Annotated in this window: 23 protein-coding genes; 12 read left to right on the forward strand and 11 right to left on the reverse strand. The window is 60.4% G+C overall.

The genetic code is table 11. From position 1 onward, the window contains the following. Positions 1–62 precede the first annotated feature (62 nt). Positions 63–1,151, forward strand: coding sequence for a hypothetical protein (locus ABD819_RS04110; RefSeq protein WP_345121273.1), 1,089 nt, complete (start codon positions 63–65; stop codon positions 1,149–1,151). Between the two features lie 257 nt (positions 1,152–1,408). Further along, entirely contained in the window at positions 1,409–2,944 is a 1,536-nt protein-coding gene (gene lysS / locus ABD819_RS04115) for a lysine--tRNA ligase (RefSeq protein ID WP_425553917.1), read from the forward strand. 371 nt (positions 2,945–3,315) lie between these two features. Here lysS and ABD819_RS04120 read toward each other — a convergent pair whose 3' ends face one another. Further along, positions 3,316–3,687, reverse strand: coding sequence for a YtxH domain-containing protein (locus ABD819_RS04120; RefSeq protein ID WP_345121277.1), 372 nt, complete (start codon positions 3,685–3,687; stop codon positions 3,316–3,318). A gap of 124 nt (positions 3,688–3,811) precedes the next feature. Continuing rightward, positions 3,812–4,249 carry a CsbD family protein gene (locus ABD819_RS04125; protein WP_345121279.1) on the reverse strand — a complete coding sequence of 146 codons (438 nt, stop codon included), beginning with the start codon at positions 4,247–4,249 and terminating at the stop codon, positions 3,812–3,814. Positions 4,250–4,506: 257 nt separating this feature from the next. On the opposite strand from ABD819_RS04125, the gene ABD819_RS04130 reads away from it, so the two are divergent. The 5 genes from ABD819_RS04130 to ABD819_RS04150 all read left to right on the forward strand — a co-directional run bounded on the left by ABD819_RS04130 (position 4,507) and on the right by ABD819_RS04150 (position 7,512). Next, positions 4,507–4,752: a Kazal-type serine protease inhibitor family protein gene (locus tag ABD819_RS04130; RefSeq protein ID WP_345121281.1), complete on the forward strand. Its 246-nt coding sequence runs from the start codon at positions 4,507–4,509 to the stop codon at positions 4,750–4,752. A 13-nt stretch (positions 4,753–4,765) separates the two neighbouring features. Next, positions 4,766–5,704 (forward strand): GNAT family N-acetyltransferase, encoded by a 939-nt coding sequence (locus ABD819_RS04135; RefSeq protein WP_345121283.1) that lies wholly within the window; start codon positions 4,766–4,768, stop codon positions 5,702–5,704. 160 nt (positions 5,705–5,864) lie between these two features. Next, a complete protein-coding gene (locus tag ABD819_RS04140; RefSeq protein WP_345121285.1) occupies positions 5,865–6,236 on the forward strand; it encodes a cupin domain-containing protein in 372 nt (123 codons plus the stop codon). A 58-nt stretch (positions 6,237–6,294) separates the two neighbouring features. Further along, positions 6,295–7,152, forward strand: a complete 858-nt coding sequence (locus ABD819_RS04145; protein WP_345121287.1) for a dienelactone hydrolase family protein — start codon at positions 6,295–6,297, stop codon at positions 7,150–7,152. A 54-nt stretch (positions 7,153–7,206) separates the two neighbouring features. Next, positions 7,207–7,512, forward strand: a complete 306-nt coding sequence (locus tag ABD819_RS04150) for a hypothetical protein (protein WP_345121289.1) — start codon at positions 7,207–7,209, stop codon at positions 7,510–7,512. A 235-nt stretch (positions 7,513–7,747) separates the two neighbouring features. Here the strand turns inward: ABD819_RS04150 and ABD819_RS04155 are convergent, their stop codons facing one another. Further along, positions 7,748–7,999, reverse strand: a complete 252-nt coding sequence (locus ABD819_RS04155) for a hypothetical protein (RefSeq protein WP_345121291.1) — start codon at positions 7,997–7,999, stop codon at positions 7,748–7,750. A gap of 306 nt (positions 8,000–8,305) precedes the next feature. Continuing rightward, a complete protein-coding gene (locus ABD819_RS04160) occupies positions 8,306–8,590 on the reverse strand; it encodes a hypothetical protein (RefSeq protein WP_345121293.1) in 285 nt (94 codons plus the stop codon). Positions 8,591–8,769: 179 nt separating this feature from the next. Here ABD819_RS04160 and ABD819_RS04165 point away from each other — a divergent pair, with 179 nt between their 5' ends. The 3 genes from ABD819_RS04165 to ABD819_RS04170 all read left to right on the forward strand — a co-directional run bounded on the left by ABD819_RS04165 (position 8,770) and on the right by ABD819_RS04170 (position 10,413). Next, the gene (locus ABD819_RS04165) at positions 8,770–9,276 is read left to right on the forward strand and encodes a PEGA domain-containing protein (RefSeq protein ID WP_345121294.1); all 507 of its coding nucleotides are present in this window, start codon (positions 8,770–8,772) and stop codon (positions 9,274–9,276) included. 53 nt (positions 9,277–9,329) lie between these two features. Beyond that, the gene (locus ABD819_RS21605) at positions 9,330–9,437 is read left to right on the forward strand and encodes a barstar family protein (protein WP_486326954.1); all 108 of its coding nucleotides are present in this window, start codon (positions 9,330–9,332) and stop codon (positions 9,435–9,437) included. A 349-nt stretch (positions 9,438–9,786) separates the two neighbouring features. Beyond that, positions 9,787–10,413: a TIGR04282 family arsenosugar biosynthesis glycosyltransferase gene (locus ABD819_RS04170; RefSeq protein WP_345121296.1), complete on the forward strand. Its 627-nt coding sequence runs from the start codon at positions 9,787–9,789 to the stop codon at positions 10,411–10,413. Between the two features lie 61 nt (positions 10,414–10,474). On the opposite strand, the gene ABD819_RS04175 is transcribed toward ABD819_RS04170, so the two are convergent. From ABD819_RS04175 to ABD819_RS04185, 3 genes are read right to left on the reverse strand one after another with little or no spacing between them, the layout of a single operon-like run. After that, the gene (locus ABD819_RS04175) at positions 10,475–11,344 is read right to left on the reverse strand and encodes an SDR family oxidoreductase (RefSeq protein WP_345121298.1); all 870 of its coding nucleotides are present in this window, start codon (positions 11,342–11,344) and stop codon (positions 10,475–10,477) included. After that, complete coding sequence (locus ABD819_RS04180; RefSeq protein WP_345121300.1) at positions 11,337–12,326, reverse strand: NAD-dependent epimerase/dehydratase family protein; 990 nt, start codon at positions 12,324–12,326, stop codon at positions 11,337–11,339. Before ABD819_RS04180 ends, ABD819_RS04175 begins: the two co-directional genes overlap by 8 nt. After that, positions 12,326–13,018 (reverse strand): TIGR04283 family arsenosugar biosynthesis glycosyltransferase, encoded by a 693-nt coding sequence (locus tag ABD819_RS04185; RefSeq protein ID WP_345121302.1) that lies wholly within the window; start codon positions 13,016–13,018, stop codon positions 12,326–12,328. The genes ABD819_RS04180 and ABD819_RS04185 overlap by 1 nt, the downstream gene beginning before the upstream one ends. Positions 13,019–13,337: 319 nt before the next feature. On the opposite strand from ABD819_RS04185, the gene ABD819_RS04190 reads away from it, so the two are divergent. Next, positions 13,338–14,018: a DUF6134 family protein gene (locus ABD819_RS04190; protein ID WP_345121304.1), complete on the forward strand. Its 681-nt coding sequence runs from the start codon at positions 13,338–13,340 to the stop codon at positions 14,016–14,018. A gap of 101 nt (positions 14,019–14,119) precedes the next feature. Further along, positions 14,120–15,058 (forward strand): D-2-hydroxyacid dehydrogenase, encoded by a 939-nt coding sequence (locus ABD819_RS04195; RefSeq protein ID WP_345121306.1) that lies wholly within the window; start codon positions 14,120–14,122, stop codon positions 15,056–15,058. Between the two features lie 256 nt (positions 15,059–15,314). Here the strand turns inward: ABD819_RS04195 and ABD819_RS04200 are convergent, their stop codons facing one another. The 4 genes from ABD819_RS04200 to ABD819_RS04215 form a co-directional block, all read right to left on the reverse strand. Continuing rightward, positions 15,315–16,151 (reverse strand): enoyl-ACP reductase FabI, encoded by an 837-nt coding sequence (locus ABD819_RS04200; protein ID WP_345121308.1) that lies wholly within the window; start codon positions 16,149–16,151, stop codon positions 15,315–15,317. Between the two features lie 109 nt (positions 16,152–16,260). Beyond that, positions 16,261–17,931, reverse strand: a complete 1,671-nt coding sequence (recN, locus tag ABD819_RS04205) for a DNA repair protein RecN (protein WP_345121310.1) — start codon at positions 17,929–17,931, stop codon at positions 16,261–16,263. A 146-nt stretch (positions 17,932–18,077) separates the two neighbouring features. After that, positions 18,078–19,007 (reverse strand): type IX secretion system protein PorD, encoded by a 930-nt coding sequence (gene porD / locus ABD819_RS04210; protein ID WP_345121313.1) that lies wholly within the window; start codon positions 19,005–19,007, stop codon positions 18,078–18,080. Then, positions 19,007–19,657: a phosphopantothenoylcysteine decarboxylase domain-containing protein gene (locus ABD819_RS04215; RefSeq protein WP_345121315.1), complete on the reverse strand. Its 651-nt coding sequence runs from the start codon at positions 19,655–19,657 to the stop codon at positions 19,007–19,009. Before ABD819_RS04215 ends, porD begins: the two co-directional genes overlap by 1 nt. Positions 19,658–19,763 lie beyond the last annotated feature (106 nt).

The raw sequence follows: 19,763 nt of genomic DNA on the forward strand, positions 1-19,763 counted from the left end.
AAAATTGACAATAAAATTAGCAAACAGGCAACTAAAAGTCCTGCTTATGCTGTTTACTTAGCATGACGACTCACGAGGAAACCCGCATTATTCCGCTCAACCCGCCGGTAGCCACTATCGCCGATGAGCAAGAGCAGAAACTGGCTGACGAAACCTGGCGCAAGTCTATTCCGGCGCAGGTTTTTCTCAACTACTTCTTCGCTATTAACTATCACATTCAGGAAAACGACGACCTGCTGGGAGGCTTGCAGCACTTGCCGTTCTTCCGCAGCCATACGGCCGAGCTGAACGAGGCCGACGTGGCGGCCCTCACCAAGCTGCTGCACACGAGCTGGAGCACGGAGTACGCCCTGCGGGCCACCGCTGAGCTGGGCGATGAGAATTTCCTGCGCAATGCCCTTCACTGGACGTTCCCGCAGGCCTACCACGCCATCTTATCGGGCCTGCAGGCTTTTCTGTACACCACGGGAGTGCGCAGCAGCAACAGCCAGCTTATCCGCCGGGAGGTGGGGCGGCTGGTGGTGAAGAATGCTTACCCACGCCCGGTGTCGTTCTATGCGGCCGGCGCGTATGGCGACTTCAGCATTCATCGCCTGCCGCTGGCCGGCTACAAGGCCGGGCTGCACATCGCCGGCAAGGAGATTGATGCGCAGGCCCAGATTGGGCAGTTCCTGCGCACTACTCGCAAGATGAAGGCGCAGTGGACCCGCGCCCAGGTGCAGACCAACCCCAATACGGCTATCCGCAGCCAGAAAACCGGCCGGCCCCTGGATAAGTGGACGGCCGCGCACTGGCAGCAGATTACCTGGCGGCTGGGCTACACCACCATCTTCGACCTGCTGGGCCGCCTGCGCATTTCGCAGACCAGCCGTGAGATTGAGCGCTACGTGGAGGCCGATATCGACTTCCGCCTGTTTCATGCCTCCCTGCTGAACCTGGTGAGCTACCTCAACGGCGTGCACGAAACCTACGTGGCCAAGGCCCTGGGCCTGGAGCGCTACCGCCAGCTGGTGGCCGAGCTGCCACTGCACTTGCAGTCGGGCTTTGTGCAGGAGCGTCTGCGCACCCGCGTTGAGCCGGTGCTGGCGCCGACGCCGCCGAGCGCCCCGGCTCTCAATGCGGAAGCCCCGCAGTACCGCATGGCCGCCTAGACCACGGATTGGCTCGGATTTTAGCGGATTTCACGGATTTTGTAGTCGGCGCGATTCGCAGGGTTCGTTTGGTGAAAAAGTATAAACGCCGCTCCGAATAGGGGCGGCGTTTTTCGTTAGTTACTTTTGCAAATAATTTATTTTTTCAATCCCGCAGATTATCACAGTGGGCTGTTCGATACCCGCGAGCCACGGCTTACGGGCCGGATAACGTCTACAAAATCCGTGAAATCCGCTAAAATCCGAGCCAATCCGTGATTCATTTAAGCGAACAGGAAATACAGCGCCGCCAGAAACTCGAAGAGCTGGAAAAGCTGGGCATTGAAGCCTATCCATCGGAGTTATTTGACGTGACGTTCTATGCGAAGGAAATCCAGGACAACTATCATCCTGAGCTTAATAACTTCCAGGAAGTGACGCTGGCCGGGCGGCTGATGTCGTCGCGGGTGATGGGCAAGGCCTCGTTCGCGGAGCTGATGGACACCTCGGGCCGTATTCAGCTCTATGTGAACCGGGACGAGATTTGCCCCGGCGAGGACAAGACCCTGTATAACGTGGTGTTCAAGAAGCTGCTTGATTTGGGCGACTTCATCGGCGTGAAGGGCCGCGTGTTCAAGACGCAGGTGGGCGAAACGTCCATCCACGTCACGGAGCTGAAGCTGCTGGCCAAGGCCCTGCGCCCCCTGCCCGTGGTGAAAACCCAAAAGGACGAAGTAACCGGCGAGGTAACGACCTACGATGCCTTCACCGACCCCGAGCAGCGCTACCGCCAGCGCTACGTAGACCTGGTGGTGAACCCCAGCGTACGCGATACGTTCATCAAGCGCACCCAGCTGGTGCAGTCGATGCGGAATTTCCTCAACGACAAGGGCTACCTGGAAGTGGAAACACCGATTCTGCAGCCGCTGTACGGTGGCGCGGCGGCCCGGCCCTTCACCACGCACCACAACACGCTGGACATGACGCTGTACCTGCGCATTGCCAATGAGCTGTACCTCAAGCGCCTGATTGTGGGCGGGTTCGATGGCGTGTACGAGTTCAGCAAAGACTTCCGCAACGAGGGCATGTCGCGGTTTCACAACCCGGAGTTCACCCAGATGGAGCTCTACGTGGCCTACAAGGACTACGCCTGGATGATGGACCTGGTAGAGGAAATGGTGGAGCGCGTGGCCATGGCGCTGCATGGCCAGACCGAAGTGCAGGTGGGGAATAATGTCATCAACTTCCAGCGGCCCTGGCAGCGCTACACCATGTTCGAGGCCATTGAGAAGTACACCGGCATCGCCATCGGCGAGATGGACGAAGCCAGCCTGCGCGAAGCCGCCACCAAGCTCAATGTGCACCTGGACCCCAGCATGGGCAAGGCGAAAATCATCGACGAGATTTTTGGCGAGCATGTAGAAGGCAAGCTGATTCAGCCCACGTTCATCACCGATTATCCGGTGGAAATGTCGCCGCTAGCCAAAAAGCACCGCGACCGTCCCGGCATGGTGGAGCGGTTCGAGGCCATCTGCAACGGCAAGGAAATCTGCAATGCTTTCTCGGAGCTCAACGACCCCATCGACCAGCGCCAGCGCTTCGAGGACCAGCTGGAGCTGGGCAAGCGCGGCGACACCGAGGCCATGGTGCTCGACGAGGACTTCCTGCGGGCCCTGGAGTACGGCATGCCGCCCACGGCCGGCCTTGGCATCGGCATCGACCGCCTGAGCATGATTATGACCAACTCGCACTCCATTCAGGACGTGCTGTTTTTCCCGCAGATGAAGCCGGAACCGCAGATTAGGGAGATTTAGTGATTAAGTGAGATGCGAACGAACCAGCATGATTGGTTTACTGCTGGTTCATTGCTGGTTTATCCGCGTCTTATCTAATCCAAAAATCTTTGCCATCTGCGGTCCGAAATCGAAAAGCCCCACACGAAATATCGTGCGGGGCTTTTCTTTTTTACAGCCTTCCCACCCTTCAAACCGCTGACGTTCTCAGAAGCTTGCGATGGGACCGTCTGATTTTACTACTGAGTTGTTTAACCAATTTCAGTAGAAGCTCCTACGACCGGCAATTTTGCTGACAACACGTTTCGGCCTTCTTTCAAGTCGGCTGTGGGAGAGTTTACGGATATGCGACCGATGGGTTACGCAAAAGCATTTTTTTTCGCGCGAAGGCCCTATAGTTTGGCCCGGTGACGGGTGTCGTCGCCGAAACCATCGTAGTCGGGGTTGTCGTGGCTGTGGGTGTGGGCCGTGGAGGGTGTGCCAGCGCCCAGGCCTTCCAGCAGGCGGTCGGCGGCTTGTTTGTCTTCTTGTTTGTCTTCGCTCGCGGCGGCATCAGGGTTGGTATGGGCCGCTTCAGCTCCCTGCGCCTTGGCCAGGGCGTCCTTCACCAGCTTGCTGAGGTCGCCGCCCCACTTGGAGGCCGACTTGCGCAGGTTGGAACGGGTGTCGTCGCCGGTTTCGGGGGCGAGCAGCAGACCGGCCACGATGCCGGCGGTGGCTCCGGCGATGAGCGAGAAAATGACTTTGCCTTTATCGTCTTTCATGGGTTTTGCAGGAAAATAGAAGAATTTGTTTCTTCCCTAACGGGAAACCGGGCCGAGTTGTTGGGCCAGCAAAAAGCCCCGCACCTTGCGGCGCGGGGCTTCGGGTAAACCAGCAAGAGCTGGCTTACATATCGTTCAGCATTTTGGTTACTTCGGATTTGCCCTTGCCGAGTTTGTCCTGCAACTTGCCCACCAGCTCGTCGCCCTGGCCTTCGGCATAGGTAAGGTCCTCGTCAGTAAGCTGCGCGTACTGCTGCTTCAGCTTGCCTTTGATTTCGTCCCAGCTGCCTTTCATTTTCAGGCTGGCACCGGCACCGGTCAGGCCCATATCTTCGAGCTTGCCGGAATATTCTTTGAATTTAGCTTCGAGGTCGGAACCCAGTTTCGTAGCCTGCTCGCCGAGCTGGCCGCTGTATTTGGTTGCCGCGCCTTTCCAGTTTTCACGGGTCGTCGAACCTTTATCGGGGGCCAGCAGCATGCCGGCAATGATGCCTGCACCGGCACCGGCAAGAGCAGCTAAAAGGATTTTACCGGCGTTGTTGTCTTCTTCGTGGTACGACATGAGAATGGGTATGAAGGTGAATTGAGGGATTTAGAATTGAGGCAAAATAAGCACGAAACCGTGTTCCGGCCTTTCAGCAATGAATTGCGTGATGGCAGTGCTCTTTCTGCTTGCCTATACGGTAGGCAACGCCCGGGGTTGAGGTTGGCGGGAAATTTTCCGGAGTCCGATACGTGCATACCGGCCCTGAACGGGCCCTGCGGCGGGAATTGGGGCCGCCGGGCGTAGATTCGCCCCACTCCTCACTGGCGCTGCTTATGAAAACCTATTGGGTGCTGGGCGCGGCACTGCTGCTGGCCCCGGCGTGCCGGCGCAGTGCCCTACCTGCCGCTACTTCCGCCTGCATCGACCCGGCCACAGTCAACCCGCAGGGCATCTGCACGATGGAATATGCCCCCGTGTGTGGCTGCGATGGCAAGACGTATTCCAACCCCTGCGCGGCCCGCAACGCCGGCGTGCGTACTTATACCGATGGGCCCTGCACCGCAGCGGCTCCCAACTAGCGTTTCCGCGTTGATGTCTGCTTCTGACCAGTACCGCGACTTCTGCCGCACCGCGCCCGACGTGCCGATATTTGCCCAGCCGTGGTACCTCGATGCCTGCGCCGAAGGCGGGGCCTGGGACGTGGTGCTGGCCCACGACAATGGCCGCGTGGTGGGAGCCTTGCCGTTCTTCCACAAAAAGAAAGGGCCGTTTCGCTACGTCACGATGCCGCCCTTCGTGAAAATGCTGGGGCCGTACCTGCTGCCCGAGTTTCGGGGGCTCCTCAAAAAAGAGCACGGGCTGCTGGAGGAATTGATTGGGCAGTTGCCGGCTTTCGCGGCTTTTAAGCAGAATTTCTACCCCACGGCTACCAACTGGCTGCCCTTCTACTGGCAGGGCTTCCGACAAACCACCTACTACACCTACCGCCTCAACGGCCTGCACCAGCTCGCCCAGCTTGAAGCGGGCATCAACCGCAACCTGCGGCGCAATATCCAGAAGGCCCGGCAGCAGGTGCGGGTAGTGCATAACCTGCCGCCCGAGGAATTTTACCGGCTCAATAAGCGGAGCTTCGACCGCCAGGGCCTGGCTATGCCGTACTCGTGGGCACAGTTTGCGCGGCACGATGCGGCGCTGGCCGCGCACGGAGCCCGGCAATACTTCTTCGCCGTGGATGCGCAAAACCGGGTGCATTCGGCAGCTTACCTGATTTGGGACCAGCAGGCCGCCTACTACCATTTGTCGGGCGATGACCCGGCGCTGCGAGAGAGCGGCGCGGGCATTTTGCTGGTGTGGGAGGCTATTCGCTACGCCAGCGAAGTGCTGGGCCTGGCCTGCTTCGATTTTGAGGGCAGCATGCTGCCGGCCGTGGAACGCATCCGGGTGCAGTTTGGCGCGGTGCAAACGCCGTATTTTTTTGTCTGGAAATACAATTCGCGGGCTTTTGAGTTACTGGAGAAGCTGAAGCCGTAAGAGTATTTGGCAGTGGTATACAGCAAGGTGCCGTAGGAACGCGCCATGGCGCGTTCGACCGTTGAACAACTGCTTTGGACTTGCGCAGGCGACGAACGCGCCATGGCGCGTTCCTACCTTTACCGTGCTTTCGATGCCCCCAACCAGTCCATCAAACCCAATGTCTGAAAAACGCTACGTCCTCAATCCCGCACCTTTTATAGTACCCACCACCGACGGCAAGCTCATTGAAGAGCATGTGGGCGGGGCCAGCACCGGCACTTCGGCCTACAGCCTGGCGCATATGGTGGCACCACCGCACTGGAGCGAGCCGCACCAAACGCCCAGCTTCGACGAATTCACGATTGTGGTGCGCGGGCGGAAGCGGTTCGAAATCGACGGCGACGTGGTGGAATTACAGGCCGGGCAGGCTTTGCTGATTAAGGGCGGAGCGCGGGTGCGGTACTCCAACCCGTTTGAGGAGGAGTGCGAGTACTGGTCGGTGTGCGTGCCGGCCTTTGGCCCGGATACCGTGAACCGGGAAGACGAATAGACTGCGGCCCGGCAAATTTGACGGTTGATTTCTCAGCCTTTCCACGCCTCTTTTTCCCATGGACCAGCGCATCATCAACCTATTTGACGAGTACACCCACGCCCCGCTCAGCCGCAAGGACTTTATGGACCGGCTGAAAAAACTGTCGGGTAGCGCGGCGCTGGCCCTGGCGGCTTTGGCGATGCTGGAGCCCGGCTACGCGGCCGCGGCCAGCATCGCGCCCGAAAATGATGACCTGGAAACGGAAGAAGTGAGCTGGCCCGGCGACGGTGCCACCATGCGCGGCTACCTGGTGCACCCCAAGGGCAGGAAGAAGCGCGGCGCCGTGGTCGTTATTCATGAAAACCGCCGCGTCACGCCCCATATCAAGGACGTGACGCGGCGCGTGGCTCAGGCCGGCTACCTGGCCCTGGGCGTGGATGGCCTGTCGCCGTTGGGCGGTACGCCCCTCGATGAGGACAAGGGCCGGGAGCTCATCGGCCAGCTCGAACCGGCCAAAAACCTCAATAACTACCTCGCGGCCCTCGCCTACCTGCGCGGCCGGCCCGACTGCAACGGCCGCACCGGGGCCGTGGGTTTCTGCTGGGGCGGCGGGCTGGCCAACCAGCTGGCCGTGCACGACCCCAGGCTGAACGCGGCCGTGGCCTACTACGGCCAGCAGGCCAAGGCCGGGGATGTGCCCCAAATCAAAAGCGCCCTGATGCTGCACTACGGCGGCCTCGACCAGCGCATTAATGCGGGCATTCCGGCCTATGAAACCGCGCTGAAAGCTGCCGGAACTAAGTATGAGCTGTATGTATACGAAGGGGTGAACCACGCCTTCAACAACGATACCTCGCCGGCCCGCTACAATGCCGGGGCCGCCAAGCTGGCCTGGGACCGCACCCTGCGTCTTTTCAAGGAAAAACTGGCCTAAGCCGGGCAACCAACCGGCGTTTGACAGCATCTTTGCGGTGTTCTCACGCAAGCTATGTCAAGCCGGAAGCTACCCATTCTGCTTACTGCGCTGCTGCTCAGGGCCGCCAGTAGCGCGGCCCAGAGCGCGGCGCCCGTCACGCCACCCTCCCCGGCTTACGAGCAGGTGAGCGTGCCCGTACCCCGGGCCGTGTCGCTGGTGGTAGATGTGGCCCGGGTCCTTTTTTCGCGGGAAACTAGCGCTGATAAGGTGCAGGCACTGATAGACCGCCGCCGGACCCGCTCCGAGCGGCGCGACCAGAGCCTGACCATTCCCGTTCCGAAAAACCGCCTGACCCGCACGCTCGGACTGGTGGAGTAGGTGGCAAGATGAAAGCCAGGGAGGGCAAGGCCAAAATCAAGCAAGCCGATAAGTACGTTGTCAGATAGTAGTTATCAATCGACAGGACGACTGTAATCGCCTGACTGACAACAATAAAAAGTAGACATTTACGGTTGAACGACTTCTTAAACGCCTTCAGCGTTGCGTCAACAAAAAGCCTCAGCCGGATTTGGCTGAGGCTTTTTGTTGACGTGGGGAGTGTTAGCTGATGTTCTTAGAGCGTGCCGCGCCGCGCTTTTCTGGACGTTGTAGCAGCACTGCGGCGCGTACCACGATGCTTGAACAGACCAAAGACTCCTTTTTTACGGCGGCTGTGCCCCCGGTAAAGGCGATACACGGGCACGTAGTTACCGGCCGTGGGCTTGCGCCGGTGAATGGGACGGGCCGTAGCGGCAGCCGGTGCGGCCTGTACTTCGGCGGCGATGAACCCCAACATGCAGAAGAATAACAAAGCAGTTCGCAGCATAAAAAAGGTGGTGATGGTGGTACGAAACGGACGGCAGATTACGCCACCGGCAGCGGCTTGCTACCGATTCATTAACCCCCGAAAGGGTAGAATTATTTCCCTGACGCCACTTTTTCTCGGCCGTTCCGGCAATGCAATCGGCAGAATCGAAGCCTGAGCCGCTGAAAATGAGTTATTAACAAACCATATTAATTATTTCAATTTCTTCGAATAAGGTCCAGACTATCTGCATTTTGGCCATTTATTTAATCCATTAGTTAGCACTAAAATACGTATTTGTTAAACAATTAAGCGTACTGACGTCTGCTATTCAGTCCTGTTATTTTGAAATAACAACGCCAGAATTCGCGGCACGGTGGTGCGGTCATTTTCATCGAACCACTCGCGAAGCGCCACGCACCCGAAACCGCTGGCCTCGCCTGCTGCCACGAAGTCGGAAACGTGATGCACGAAACAATCGAGCTCGAAAATCCCGCTCCCGTCATCGAACCGGGCCTTGCTGCCCTGGTACTGCTTGAAGGGGTGCAGCTCACCAATGTAGAACAGGCCGCCCGGCTTCAGGGCCTGCCTGTTGCGCTGCACTAAATTCACGCCAGATGCGGCACCTATCGCAGGATTTTTGACGCCTCGGTCCGTAACTCAAACATGTAAGAAGCTGGCGAAGGCGATGGCGGATGATGGGAACGAGGTACTGGATATAGCTTCTTGAACACGGATAATGTAAATTCGCAGCTGACTTACCTAACCACTTAATTTTCAATACTGTTTTCATGTTCCAATTTTATTCCTGCCACCGTTCATTCGTTGCTTTACTACTATCAGGTGCCGTGTTGTCCAGTAGCTGCAGTAGCACCACTGTGCTTCAATCGATGCCGGTTGGCGCACGCATCTATGTAGATGGGGAGGCCGTGGGCACGACACCATATCGGCATTCCGACACTAAGATTGTCGGAAGTACCACCTCAGTACGCATGGAGAAAGAAGGATATGAAACCTACAATACTTCCTTCTCCCGGGATGAGCAAGCTGACGTCGGAGCCATTATCGGGGGTGTCTTCGTTCTGGTACCTTTTCTATGGACGATGAAGTACAAGCCCGTGCATTCATACGAGCTAAAATCGCTGACTCCCGCTCAGAATCCCGGCCCGGTAACGGCCCCGCCTATTAAACCTCGGGCCGAACGTCTGCGCGAAAACAAAAAGCTGCTGGATGAGAAGATTCTCACGCCTCAAGAGTATGAGAAGGAAAAATCGCGCATTCTGTCAGAACCGGAATAACTTCTTAAAAATTTCGGGCGTGGCGTGGTTATCCTGAATCATCAACCAAACCTATGACCATCGACTTCACCCATGTCGATAACAAAGCGTCTTTTCACCTGATGGCGAAAAGCCAATGGGAATTTCCGAATTGGTATGGCGTCAAGCGGGGCGCTTTCTGAGATGTCATCCTCAACTTGGTCGAAATGCTGGACTGCCCCCATCGGCGCGAGCTTGCAGAGGCGCGGCAAAACCGCTGCCCGCCGCCCAAGAAATCGTCTCTTAGGGGCCGTGCGAACCGAGACACGCAGTTTTACCCAAACACGATGTTTCGCGCAAATACGCTTTCTCAACCAACCCGGCACAGAGCAGTGAGGGAAGCATAGCCTGGCAACCAGCGCCTGAATCCCGCAAAGGCACGGGCCCGCGCCGCCCCACCAAACCGCAGTCAGAACGGCCTGTTGCGCACCCGACAATCCCTTTCCCGATAGTTTGCCGTAGTTTGTTCCGGGGTAACAGCCTCGCACCGGAATGGAACAAAAAACTGCTGAAAGCTCCCACCACCTGCTCGTATTTGCCCGCGAACCGGTGCTGGGGCGCGTGAAAACCCGCCTGGCGGCCGATATCGGCCCCGAAGCCGCCCTGGCCGTGTACCGCGAGCTACTGGCCCTGACCGCCGCCGCCGTCACGGCCAGCGCAGTGCCGGCCACCGTGTGGCTGGCCGAAGCCCCCCACCCCACCGCCGATACCGCCCTGCCCCGCCCCGAGTGGCCCGGCCTGCCCTGGCGCGTGCAGCCGCCCGCCGACCTGCTGGGCGAGCGCATGGCCCACGCGTTTGGCGAGGCCTTTGCGGCCGGCGCGGGCCGCGTGGTTATCATCGGCACCGATTGCCCGGGTCTGGAGCCAGCCATTCTGCAACGGGCTTTTGCCGCCCTCGAAGCCCACGACCTGGTGGTGGGGCCGGCCGAAGATGGCGGCTATTACCTGCTGGGCCTGCGCGAGCTGCAACCCGCGCTATTCACCAGCAAAGACTGGAGCACCGCCACCGTGCTGCCCGATACCCTGGCCGATGCCGCCCGCCTGGGACTGCGCGTGGCCCAGCTGCCGGTGCTGCACGACGTGGACTCGGCCCGCGACCTGGCCGCCTGGCGCGGCTAGCGAGTACCCCGGATTTTCGATTCGGCCGCGCTAATAATTAATCCAACGTTTATCGAGGAGTTTACTCGTAGAAATGCCGCAGCCGGCGGGTGGTGGTCAGCACTATCCAGTCGCCCAGCCGGGGAAAGAAGGTGTGCATGACGACGATGAGCCGGCCCAGGGCCGAAATCACCGTGCGGCGGCGGCGGCGGCGAATGTGCCGCAGGATGATGGCCGCCACCTCGGCCTGGGTTTTCTGCCAGCGCGCCGGCCGGTGCGCGATGAGCACGGGCTGCCCGGCCGCATCGAGCACGCGCTTGTCGGGGTCGTTTTGGGTGAAGCCTACGTGCACGATGCCGAAATGCACGCCCGTATGGTCCAGCTCGAGCCGGAGCGTGTGCGCCAGATTGGCCAGCGCGGCCTTGCCGGCACAGTAGGCCGAGCCGCTGGGCATGCCGTTGAGCGCCGAAATCGACGAAATGAAGGTGACGCTGCCCCGCGTGCGGGTGAGGTGCGGCAGCGCGGCCTTGAGCGGGTACACCGAGCCGTACACGTTACTGTCGAACACCCGCTGGAACACCTCGGGCTGCATGTCGGCGAAGTAGGCGCGCTGGGAAATGCTGGCGTTGGTTATCAGCACATCGAGCCGCCCAAAGGCCTGGATGGCCGCCGCCACCAGCCGCTCGCAGCTGGCGTAGTCCGTGACGTCGGCCACGCAGCTCACCACCGCGAAACCGGCCCGCACGAAGCCCTGCCGGGTGTGCTCCAAGCGCTCGGCGTTGCGGCCGTTGAGCACCACGGCCGCGCCGGCCGCGCACAGGGCCCGTGCCGTTTCGCGCCCAATGCCCGATTCGGAACCGGTAACAATGGCTACCTGACCGACAAACGCCCCTTGCCCGGCCGGCACGGGCTGGGCGGCCGGGAGCGGCTGGCCAGAAATATTATCAGACATAGTGGTGGGTTTTGAACCAGACCAGGGCTTCGGCTACGGCTTGTTCGATGGAAGTTTGGGGCAGCCCCAGCTCGGCGCGGGCCTTGGCGGGGCTGAAATAGTGGCCGTCGTTGGCCACGGCCGCCATAGCGGCATTGAGCTGGGTCGGGCGGCCGGTCAGGCGGGCTTTCACCTCGCAGATTTCGCCGTAGAGGCGGGCCAGCGCCGCCGGCAGCGGCCAGCGCGGCGGCGGCACGTCCAGCACGCGGGCCATCAGCCGAAATGCGTCCCGGTAGCTCAGGTTTTCATTGCCCAGAATGTAGGATTCGCCCACGCGGCCCTGGGTGAGAGCATTCACGGTCGCCGTGGCCACGTCGCGCACATGCACGTAGTTTTTGCCGCCAGCCGGGTAGCCGGGCAGCCGGCCCCGGTACAGCTCCAGCAGCAGGGCGTTGGAAGTGGGCCGGGCATCCTGCGGGCCCAGCATGAAGGTGGGATGCACCAGCACGGCGGGCAGCTGCTCCCGCGCCACGGCGTGCAGCACGAGGTCGGTGGCGGCGCGCTTGCTGTCCATGTAGTCGAGGCCGTAGCGCTGGCCGGCGTAGGGCCGGGTTTCGTCGCCGGGCTGGGCTTGTGAGCCAAAGCCGAAGACGTTGGCCGTGCCCACGTACACCAGCCGCGCCACGCCGGCGGTGCGGGCCAGCTGGAGCACGGCTTCCGTGCCGCCCAGGTTCACGGCCCACACGGCAGGGCTGCGGGCGGGGTTCACCTGGGCCAGCGCGGCGGCGTGGATGATAGCCGCGCAGCCATCAGCCGCGCCGGCCAGGGTGGCGGGCCGGGTCAGGTCGGCCTCGTGGTAGTCCACGGCCCACGCGGCGGGAAACGGCCGCCCGCTGCCCGGCCGCAGCAGCGCCCGCACCTGGTGGCCGCGCTGGTGCAGCTCAGCCACCAGATGCCGCCCAAGGAAGCCGTGGGCCCCGGTTACGAGAACGGTGCCGGGCATCAGCGGTAGTTGAGCATGGCTTTGTAGGTGCGGGCAATGCGGACCGGCGAGGCTTTCAGAAAGAAGAGTGAGAAGGCCGTGAGGTTGGCCAGCTGCACGCGCAGCCAGCCGTTGGTTTCGTATTTGCGGGCCGACACCAGCACGTCCTGCGGCACGATAAAGAAGGAGGCCACCCGCCGAATCCGCTGAATGATTTCGAAGTCTTCCATGATAACAAACCGCTCATCGAAGCCGCCCAAGCGCGCAAACAGCGCCCGCGTGATGAACAGCGTCTGGTCGCCACCCCGGCTCATAATGCCCTCAAAACGCGTCCCAAAGCTATTGATGCGCAGCAGCGGGTGCGGCGAATCGAACCGGAACCGGTAGCAGCCGGCCGCGTGCCCCTGCGCCACGGCGGCTTGCAGCGTGGCTACGTAGTCGGGGTGAATGCCCACGTCGGCGTGCACGAAATACAAAATGTCGCCGGTGGCGTGGGTGGCTCCGTAGTTCATCTGCACGGCCCGGCCGGCTTTGGGGGCCAGCAGCACCGTGGCCCCGGCCTGGCGGGCGGCGGCGGCCGTGCCATCGGGGCTGTCGGCATCCACCACCAGCACTTCGACCTGGCCCCTGGCATCGTACTGACGTAAAGCCTGCACCAAACGGCCAATGACCGCACCCTCGTTGTAAGTGGGAATAATAACGCTAATGGTCATGTATCACTTCTAAGTAGGTCGGGTAAATTACTTTGCAATAAAAAGGAACGTCATGCCTATCTGGCGTCCGCGCAGTCGAAGCATCTCTACCGCTTCAGCAGGGCCGTTCAGCGAAGCGGTAGAGATGCTTCGACGGGCTCAGCATGACGTGCTGATAAATCAAACTAATTCCCACAACCTACCTAATGCTATGCAAGCTCTCCATTTTCGCGGTGTTTGCCACCCGCCAAATTACTGCGCCCCGATACTATACGAATCATGCCCTTGTTCTGATTGCCTCAACCATAACTTAAGCCCGGCTGGCCGTACCTTTTTTCGTATGAAAGATGCAGGCCAATCTTTTATTCGGGAGCCAGCCGCGCGTTTACTCACGGGCCTGCGCCAGTGGTGGCTGCGTCTGGGTCTGGGATTGAGCGTGGTGGCCCTGCCGGCTCTCGGCCAGGCTCCTAAGCCCGCGCCGGTCGAAACGCGCCGGTATGCCATCGAAGTAGCGGGCCTGCGCGTGGGTACCATGACGGCTACCCGCCAGCCCCAGGCCGGAACAGAAGTCGTGTACACGCTCGTCAGCGACGTTAAGGTGGACTTTCTGTTCTACCACCTCAAGATTTATTATCAGGTCATGAACCGGTTTCGCGGGGGCCAGCTTCAGCTCTCGAAGGTAGAAGCCCACACCAATCAGGGCAACTTCTCGTCGCGGGCCGAGTGGAAGGACAACCACTACGACATCGTGGCCGACCAGTACAAGCACCACTACCGGGCCACCGAAACGCAGCCCATCACCTACGCCGTCACCAACCTGTTTTTTGGTGAGCCCGCTGGGCAGGTGCGGGCCTACGCCGAATATTTTGGCGATTATTTTGAGGTGGGCCGGGAAGCCGCGGCCCGCTACCACGCCCGGCGCGACGGCCGTGAGGACGAGTACCAGTACACCAATGGCCAGCTGGTGACAATCATTAAAAAGAACCCGCTCAAGAATTTCATCATTCGGCAGGTGCCATAGTTTCATAAAAAGCACGCCGAAATAGCATCAACTTTGCAGGGTTTAGTACAAACACGCCCGTTCCCCTTACAACTTTTCGCAGCCGTTCAGGCGGCACCTTCATGCGTCTTTTCGTTCATTCCCCCCTCAGCGTCTCTGGCCGCGCTTATCTGCAAGAGCAGCTTCCAGCCTCCTTCGACGTCACGTTTTGTAACGACCTGCCCACCGAGCAGCAGTTTCCGGCTTTTCAGGAAACGGAAGTGTTGCTTGGCAACCCGCCGCCGGCCTGGCTGGCGGCCGGCGCTCCGCCCCTGCTCCAGCTCTGGCAAATCGACTCGGCCGGCTTCGAGCGCTACCGCCACCTGCAACTGTCTGTTCCGGTGGCTAATATGGGCGACTTCTTCGCCTGGCCCTGCGCCGAAACCATGGTGGGCGGCCTGCTGGCGCTTTACCGGCACTTACCTGAGCTGGCCGTGCTCCAGGCCCAGAAGAAATGGGTGGGCGGGGCCTACGCGCGCAACCGCTCGGGCCTGCTGCGCGGCAAGCGCGTGGTGGTGCTCGGGGCCGGGGCCATCGCGCTGGCCCTGCGCCAGCAGCTCACGGGCTTCGAGTGCCCGGTGCAGCTGCTGGCCCGCACCCACCCCGAGGCCCAGCTGCATTCCAAAGAAGACCTGAAAGCCGCCCTGCCCACCACCGACATCGTGATAAATACCCTACCCGGCAGCGCCGTGGGCTTTTTTTCGGCCGAGCTGCTGGAAACCATGCGCCCGGGCAGCATCTACGCCAACGTGGGCCGCGGCAACACCACCGACGAGCCCGCCCTGCTGCGCCTGCTGCAAGCCGGCCACCTCGGCGGGGCCGTGCTCGACGTGACCGCCGTAGAACCCCTGCCCGCCGACAACCCCCTCTGGACCCTGCCCAACGTGCTGCTCACCCAGCACACCGGCGGCGGCCAGCACCACGAAGACGAAGGCAAAGTCGACGTGCTGCTGCGCAACCTGGAGCGGCTGCAAGCCGGCCAGCCGCTGGAGTACCTGGTGGATTTGAGCCGGGGATATTGAGCGTCCCAAAAATCACAAAGAAGCCCGACCAATCAGCTTGTCCTTACCCAAATCCGAGGCCGCTGCTCCGGTCTGACCGCCCTAGGCGGTCTGACCGGTTGTCGGGAGGGCGAAACCGGTTGTGCTTTAACCGGTCAGACCGCCTAGGGCGGTCAGACCGGACCGTTCAACCTGCACCCGGCGGCAGCCGGATAAATTTGGGCAAGGACAAGCCCATTAGCCGGGCTTCTTTGTAACCGATGAGAAACCGGTTAAACTACTCGGCGCTATCCACGCCGGCGGCTTTGGTCATCATATCCACAATCTCAGCCGAGATGCCGGTGGTGCTGAAGCCGCCGTCGTGCATCAGGTTTTGCATGGTTACGTAGCGGGTGAGGTCCGAAAACAGCGAGATGCAGTAGTCGGCGCAGGCTTCGGCCGGAGCGTTGCCCAGCGGCGACATCATGTCGGCGAAGTTGTAAAAGGCGTCGAAGCCGGTGATGCCGGTGCCGGCCGTGGTTTTGGTGGGCGACTGCGACACGGTGTTCACGCGCACTTTTTTCAGCTTACCGAAGCGCTGGCCGTAGCTACGGGCAATGCTTTCGAGCATGGCCTTAGCCTGGGTCATGTCGGTGTAGTCGAGGAAGGCGCGCTGGGCGGCGATGTAGCTCAGGGCCACGATGCTGCCCCACTCGTTCATGGCGTCCTGCTTCTCGGCCACGGCCATCATCTTGTGAAACGACATGGCCGACACGTCGATGGTCTGGTTAAAGAATTTGTAGTCCAGCTCGCCGTAGTGCTTCTTTTTACGAATGTTGGCGCTCATGCCAATGCTGTGCAGCACGAAGTCAAGCTTGCCGCCCAGCTGCTCCTGCGCGCCCGAAAACAGCGCCTCCAGCTCCTCCGTCGACGTAGCGTCGGCCGGAATGATGGGCGCGTTGCACTCCTCGCTCAGCTTGTTGATTTCGCCCATGCGCATGGCCAGCGGCGCGTTGGTAAGCACGAAGCGGGCACCTTCGGCGTGCGCCCGCTGGGCCACTTTCCAGGCAATAGAATGTTCGTTGAGTGCGCCGGAAATAATGCCGACTTTGCCGGCGAGGAGGTTATTAGCCATTGAGTGACTGCGTGACTGAGTGATTGAGTGAGGTCAGCCGGCCCTTGAACCAGCTTGGATTTCCGCGCAAGTTAGCAATTCACTCAGTCACTCAATTGCTCAGTCACTCCTACGCCACCGTTTCCCCCCGCAGCGCCAGCAGCTCGCGGGCGCTCTGGTAGGCATTTTCGCTGGGCTTGGCCCCCGCAATCATGTGCGCGATTTCCTTGATGCGGTCGTCCTGGTTCAACTCGCGGATACAGCTCACCGTGCGGTCGGCACGGTCTTCCTTGTACACGAAGTAATGGACGTCGCCGGCCGCCGCCATCTGCGGCAGGTGCGAAATAGCAACCAGCTGGTGCTTCTGCGCCATCTGCTGCATCATTCGGCCCACCTTTACCGCAATTTCGCCCGAAATACCCGTGTCAATTTCGTCGAATACGATGGTGGGCAGGGCCGTTTTATCAGCCAGCATGTACTTGATGCACAGCATCAGGCGCGAGAATTCGCCGCCCGAGGCCGCCTTGCTCAGCGTCTGGGGCTGCGCGCCCTTATTCGCGGTGAAAAGGATGCTCACCACATCGGTGCCGCTGGTGGCGGGTGCGCCGGTGCTGTGCTGCACCACAATGCGGGCATGCGGCATCCCGAGGTCGGCCAGCAGCGCGCCCAGCTGCTTTTCAAAGTGCGGAAACGACTTGCGGCGGCTTTCCGAAAGCTTGGCCGCCTGCTTGGTCACGGCCGCCAGGGCCGCGTCGGAATCCTTACGCAGGCGGGCTATTTCCTTATCCAGGCTCAGCACCGAACTCACTTTTTGGCGCAGCTCGTCGCGCACGGCCATCAGCGACTGGAGGTCGCGGGCCTGGTGCTTGCGCTGGAGCGTGTAGAGCACGTTGAGGCGGTCCTGCAATTCCTCGGCGCGGGCGGGGTCGCCTTCGGTGCGGCGCTCGGCGGTTTCCACCTCGTCGGCAATGTCGTGCAGCTCAATCAGGCAGCTATCGAGGCGCTCGCGCAGCTCGCGGAAGTTGTCGGCGTAGCTGGCCACCTGGCCCAGCAGCTGCACGGCTTCCTTCATGCTGCCGGTGGCGCAGGTTTCGCTGTCGCGCAGGCCGTGCAGCGCCTGGCTCAGCTTGTACTTGATTTCCTCGGCGTGCTCCAGCTGCTTCACTTCCTGCTCCAGTGCGTCCTGGTCCTCAGTATCGAGGCGGGCCTCTTCCAGCTCATTCAGCAGGAAGCTGTTGTAATCCAGCTCCTTGCTGGCCTGTGCCGCCTGGCTTTCCAGGGTTTGCAAATCGGCTTCCAGCTTGCGGTATTGCCTAAAGGCGTGGCTATACATAGTGCGCTGCGGCACCAGCCCGGCGTACAAATCCAGCAGGTTGAGTTGGAATACGCCATCGCCCAGCAATAACGTGTCGTGCTGCGAGTGAATATCCATCAGGTTAGCCCCGATTTTCCGCAGGGCTTCCAGCGTCACCGGCGTGTCATTCACAAAGGCCCGCGACTTGCCATTGGGACTGATTTCGCGCCGCAGAATGCAGTGCGTGTCATAGTCCAAATCCTCCGCCTCGAAAATATCCTGCAACTGGTAGTTGGCAATATTAAACTGGCCCTCAATCACGCATTTGCGCTCGGTGTCGAACAACATGCGCGAGTCGGCACGGTTGCCCAGCAACAGGCCAATAGCGCCCAGCATGATGGATTTACCAGCCCCGGTTTCACCCGTAATAATATTCAGCAGCGGTGACGGGCGCAATTCTAATTGCTCAATCAGCGCGTAGTTTTTAATCCGTAAATCGACAAGCATAAATAGATTATAAAGTCAACGAGAACGTCATGCTGAGCTTGCCGAAGCATCTCTACCGTGGCAGTAATTAACTACTAATACAACAAAGCGGTAGAGATGCTTCGGCAAGCTCAGCATGACCGTTTCAACGGTTTCAATTAATTAATTCACTTTAGGACGGTCTGATATTTCGCCGAATTACCGGGGTCTACTTCGGTCAGCATGGTCACCAGTTGCTGCTTCTGCTGCGCGTCCTGACTGGTGCGGAAAATATTAGCAATTTCGTCGGATTTCGCATCAAAAAAGGCGCGGGCAAACAGGGTGCCGGGACGGATAAGGGCCGCTTTCTGCACCCCCGTCAGGGCCGTCATCACCGAGGCGCGGGCTGCCTCCGGCTTCTCAATGAATACGTCCATGCCCTGCCGGTAGTAGGCGTAGAGGCCCGTGCGGAAGGCCTCCAGCTGCGGGTCGGTGATGTTGTCGAGCAGGAAGTGGCGCTCGCGCGAGCCGGTGCCGCGCCAGCCTTCGTCGGCCTCGTTGGTCTGGGTCTGGCCGGCAGAGTAGTTGACCACGTTGCGGGCCAGCTCATAATACGGCGTGCCGCCCAGCCGGGCAAACGTGTCGCGGTCGAGCCCGATAACAATGTAGGCGTAGTAGCCCAGCAGCGACGACAGGTTGGAAACGAAGCTGTTGGGCGAAAAGTCCAGCGGGTTTTGCGGCGAGTAGTTGAAGTTGAAACTCCGGTCAACCACACTGATGACGTTGGTATCGTAGCCAGTGCCATACACCGGGCGCGTCGAAATCAGACGCATGGTGGCGTTATAAGTGCCGTTCTGCGGGATGCCGGTGATGCCGATAAATACTTTCAATCGAATTCGTTCCTCGGGCCGGTAGGTTTGGGTGGTCCAGGCGCGGTTGTTGAGAAACGTGCGGATGTCGTTCTGCATCTGCGTGACGATGGTGGGGTCCGAGATGGTCACGTTCTCGGTCGACACCCGCACTTCGGCCAGCAGCTCCTGGGCGTGGGCCACGGAGCCGGCCAATAGCAAGAGCGCGCAAATCGGCAGGGCCGCAAGTAGTTTTCGCAATGGGAGCATCAGGCAATGGGGGCCCGGCGGGCCAGAATCAGGCTAACCAGTCCGCGGGCCACATCGGCTTTGGACTGCAACTCAAAATTAACGATTTGGCCGGCCGCATCCAGCACGGTCACCTTATTGGTGTCGTGGCCGAAGCCCGCGCCCGCGTCGCGCAGCGAATTGAGCACGATAAGGTCGAAGTTTTTCCGGTGCAGCTTGTCCTGGGCGTGGGCCAGCTCGTTCGACGTTTCTAACGCAAAACCGACCGCAAATTGTTCAGCCCGCTTGCGCTGGCCGAGCGTGGCGGCAATGTCCACGTTCTTCACCAGCTCCAGCGTCAGCGTTTCGCCCGATTTTTTGATTTTATCAACCGCCACCTGGGCCGGCCGGTAGTCGGCCACGGCCGCTGCAAACACCCACACCTCGGCTTCGTCAGCCACTTTCGCGGCTTCCGCAAACATCTCCGCCGCCGTTTCCACCCGCACGGTGCGGATGCGGGCGCTGGCCGGGTCCGGCAGCTGGCTGGGGCCGCTGATGAGCGTTACCTCGGCACCCTGCGCCGCAAAAGCTTCAGCCAGCGCGTAGCCCATCTTGCCCGTCGAGCGGTTGCCGAGGAAGCGAACGGGGTCAATGGGCTCGTAGGTGGGACCAGCAGTGAGGAGAACGTGCATTTAGTAGTAATCGGGAGGGAGAAAATCAAATAACGTCATGCTGAGCGCAGCCGAAGCATCTCTAATGCTTCGTTACAACGATTGAGGTAGTTGCTCAGTAGAGATG

The sequence above is a fragment of the Hymenobacter antarcticus genome (assembly GCF_039539545.1).
Taxonomy (GTDB): Bacteria; Bacteroidota; Bacteroidia; order Cytophagales; family Hymenobacteraceae; genus Hymenobacter; species Hymenobacter antarcticus.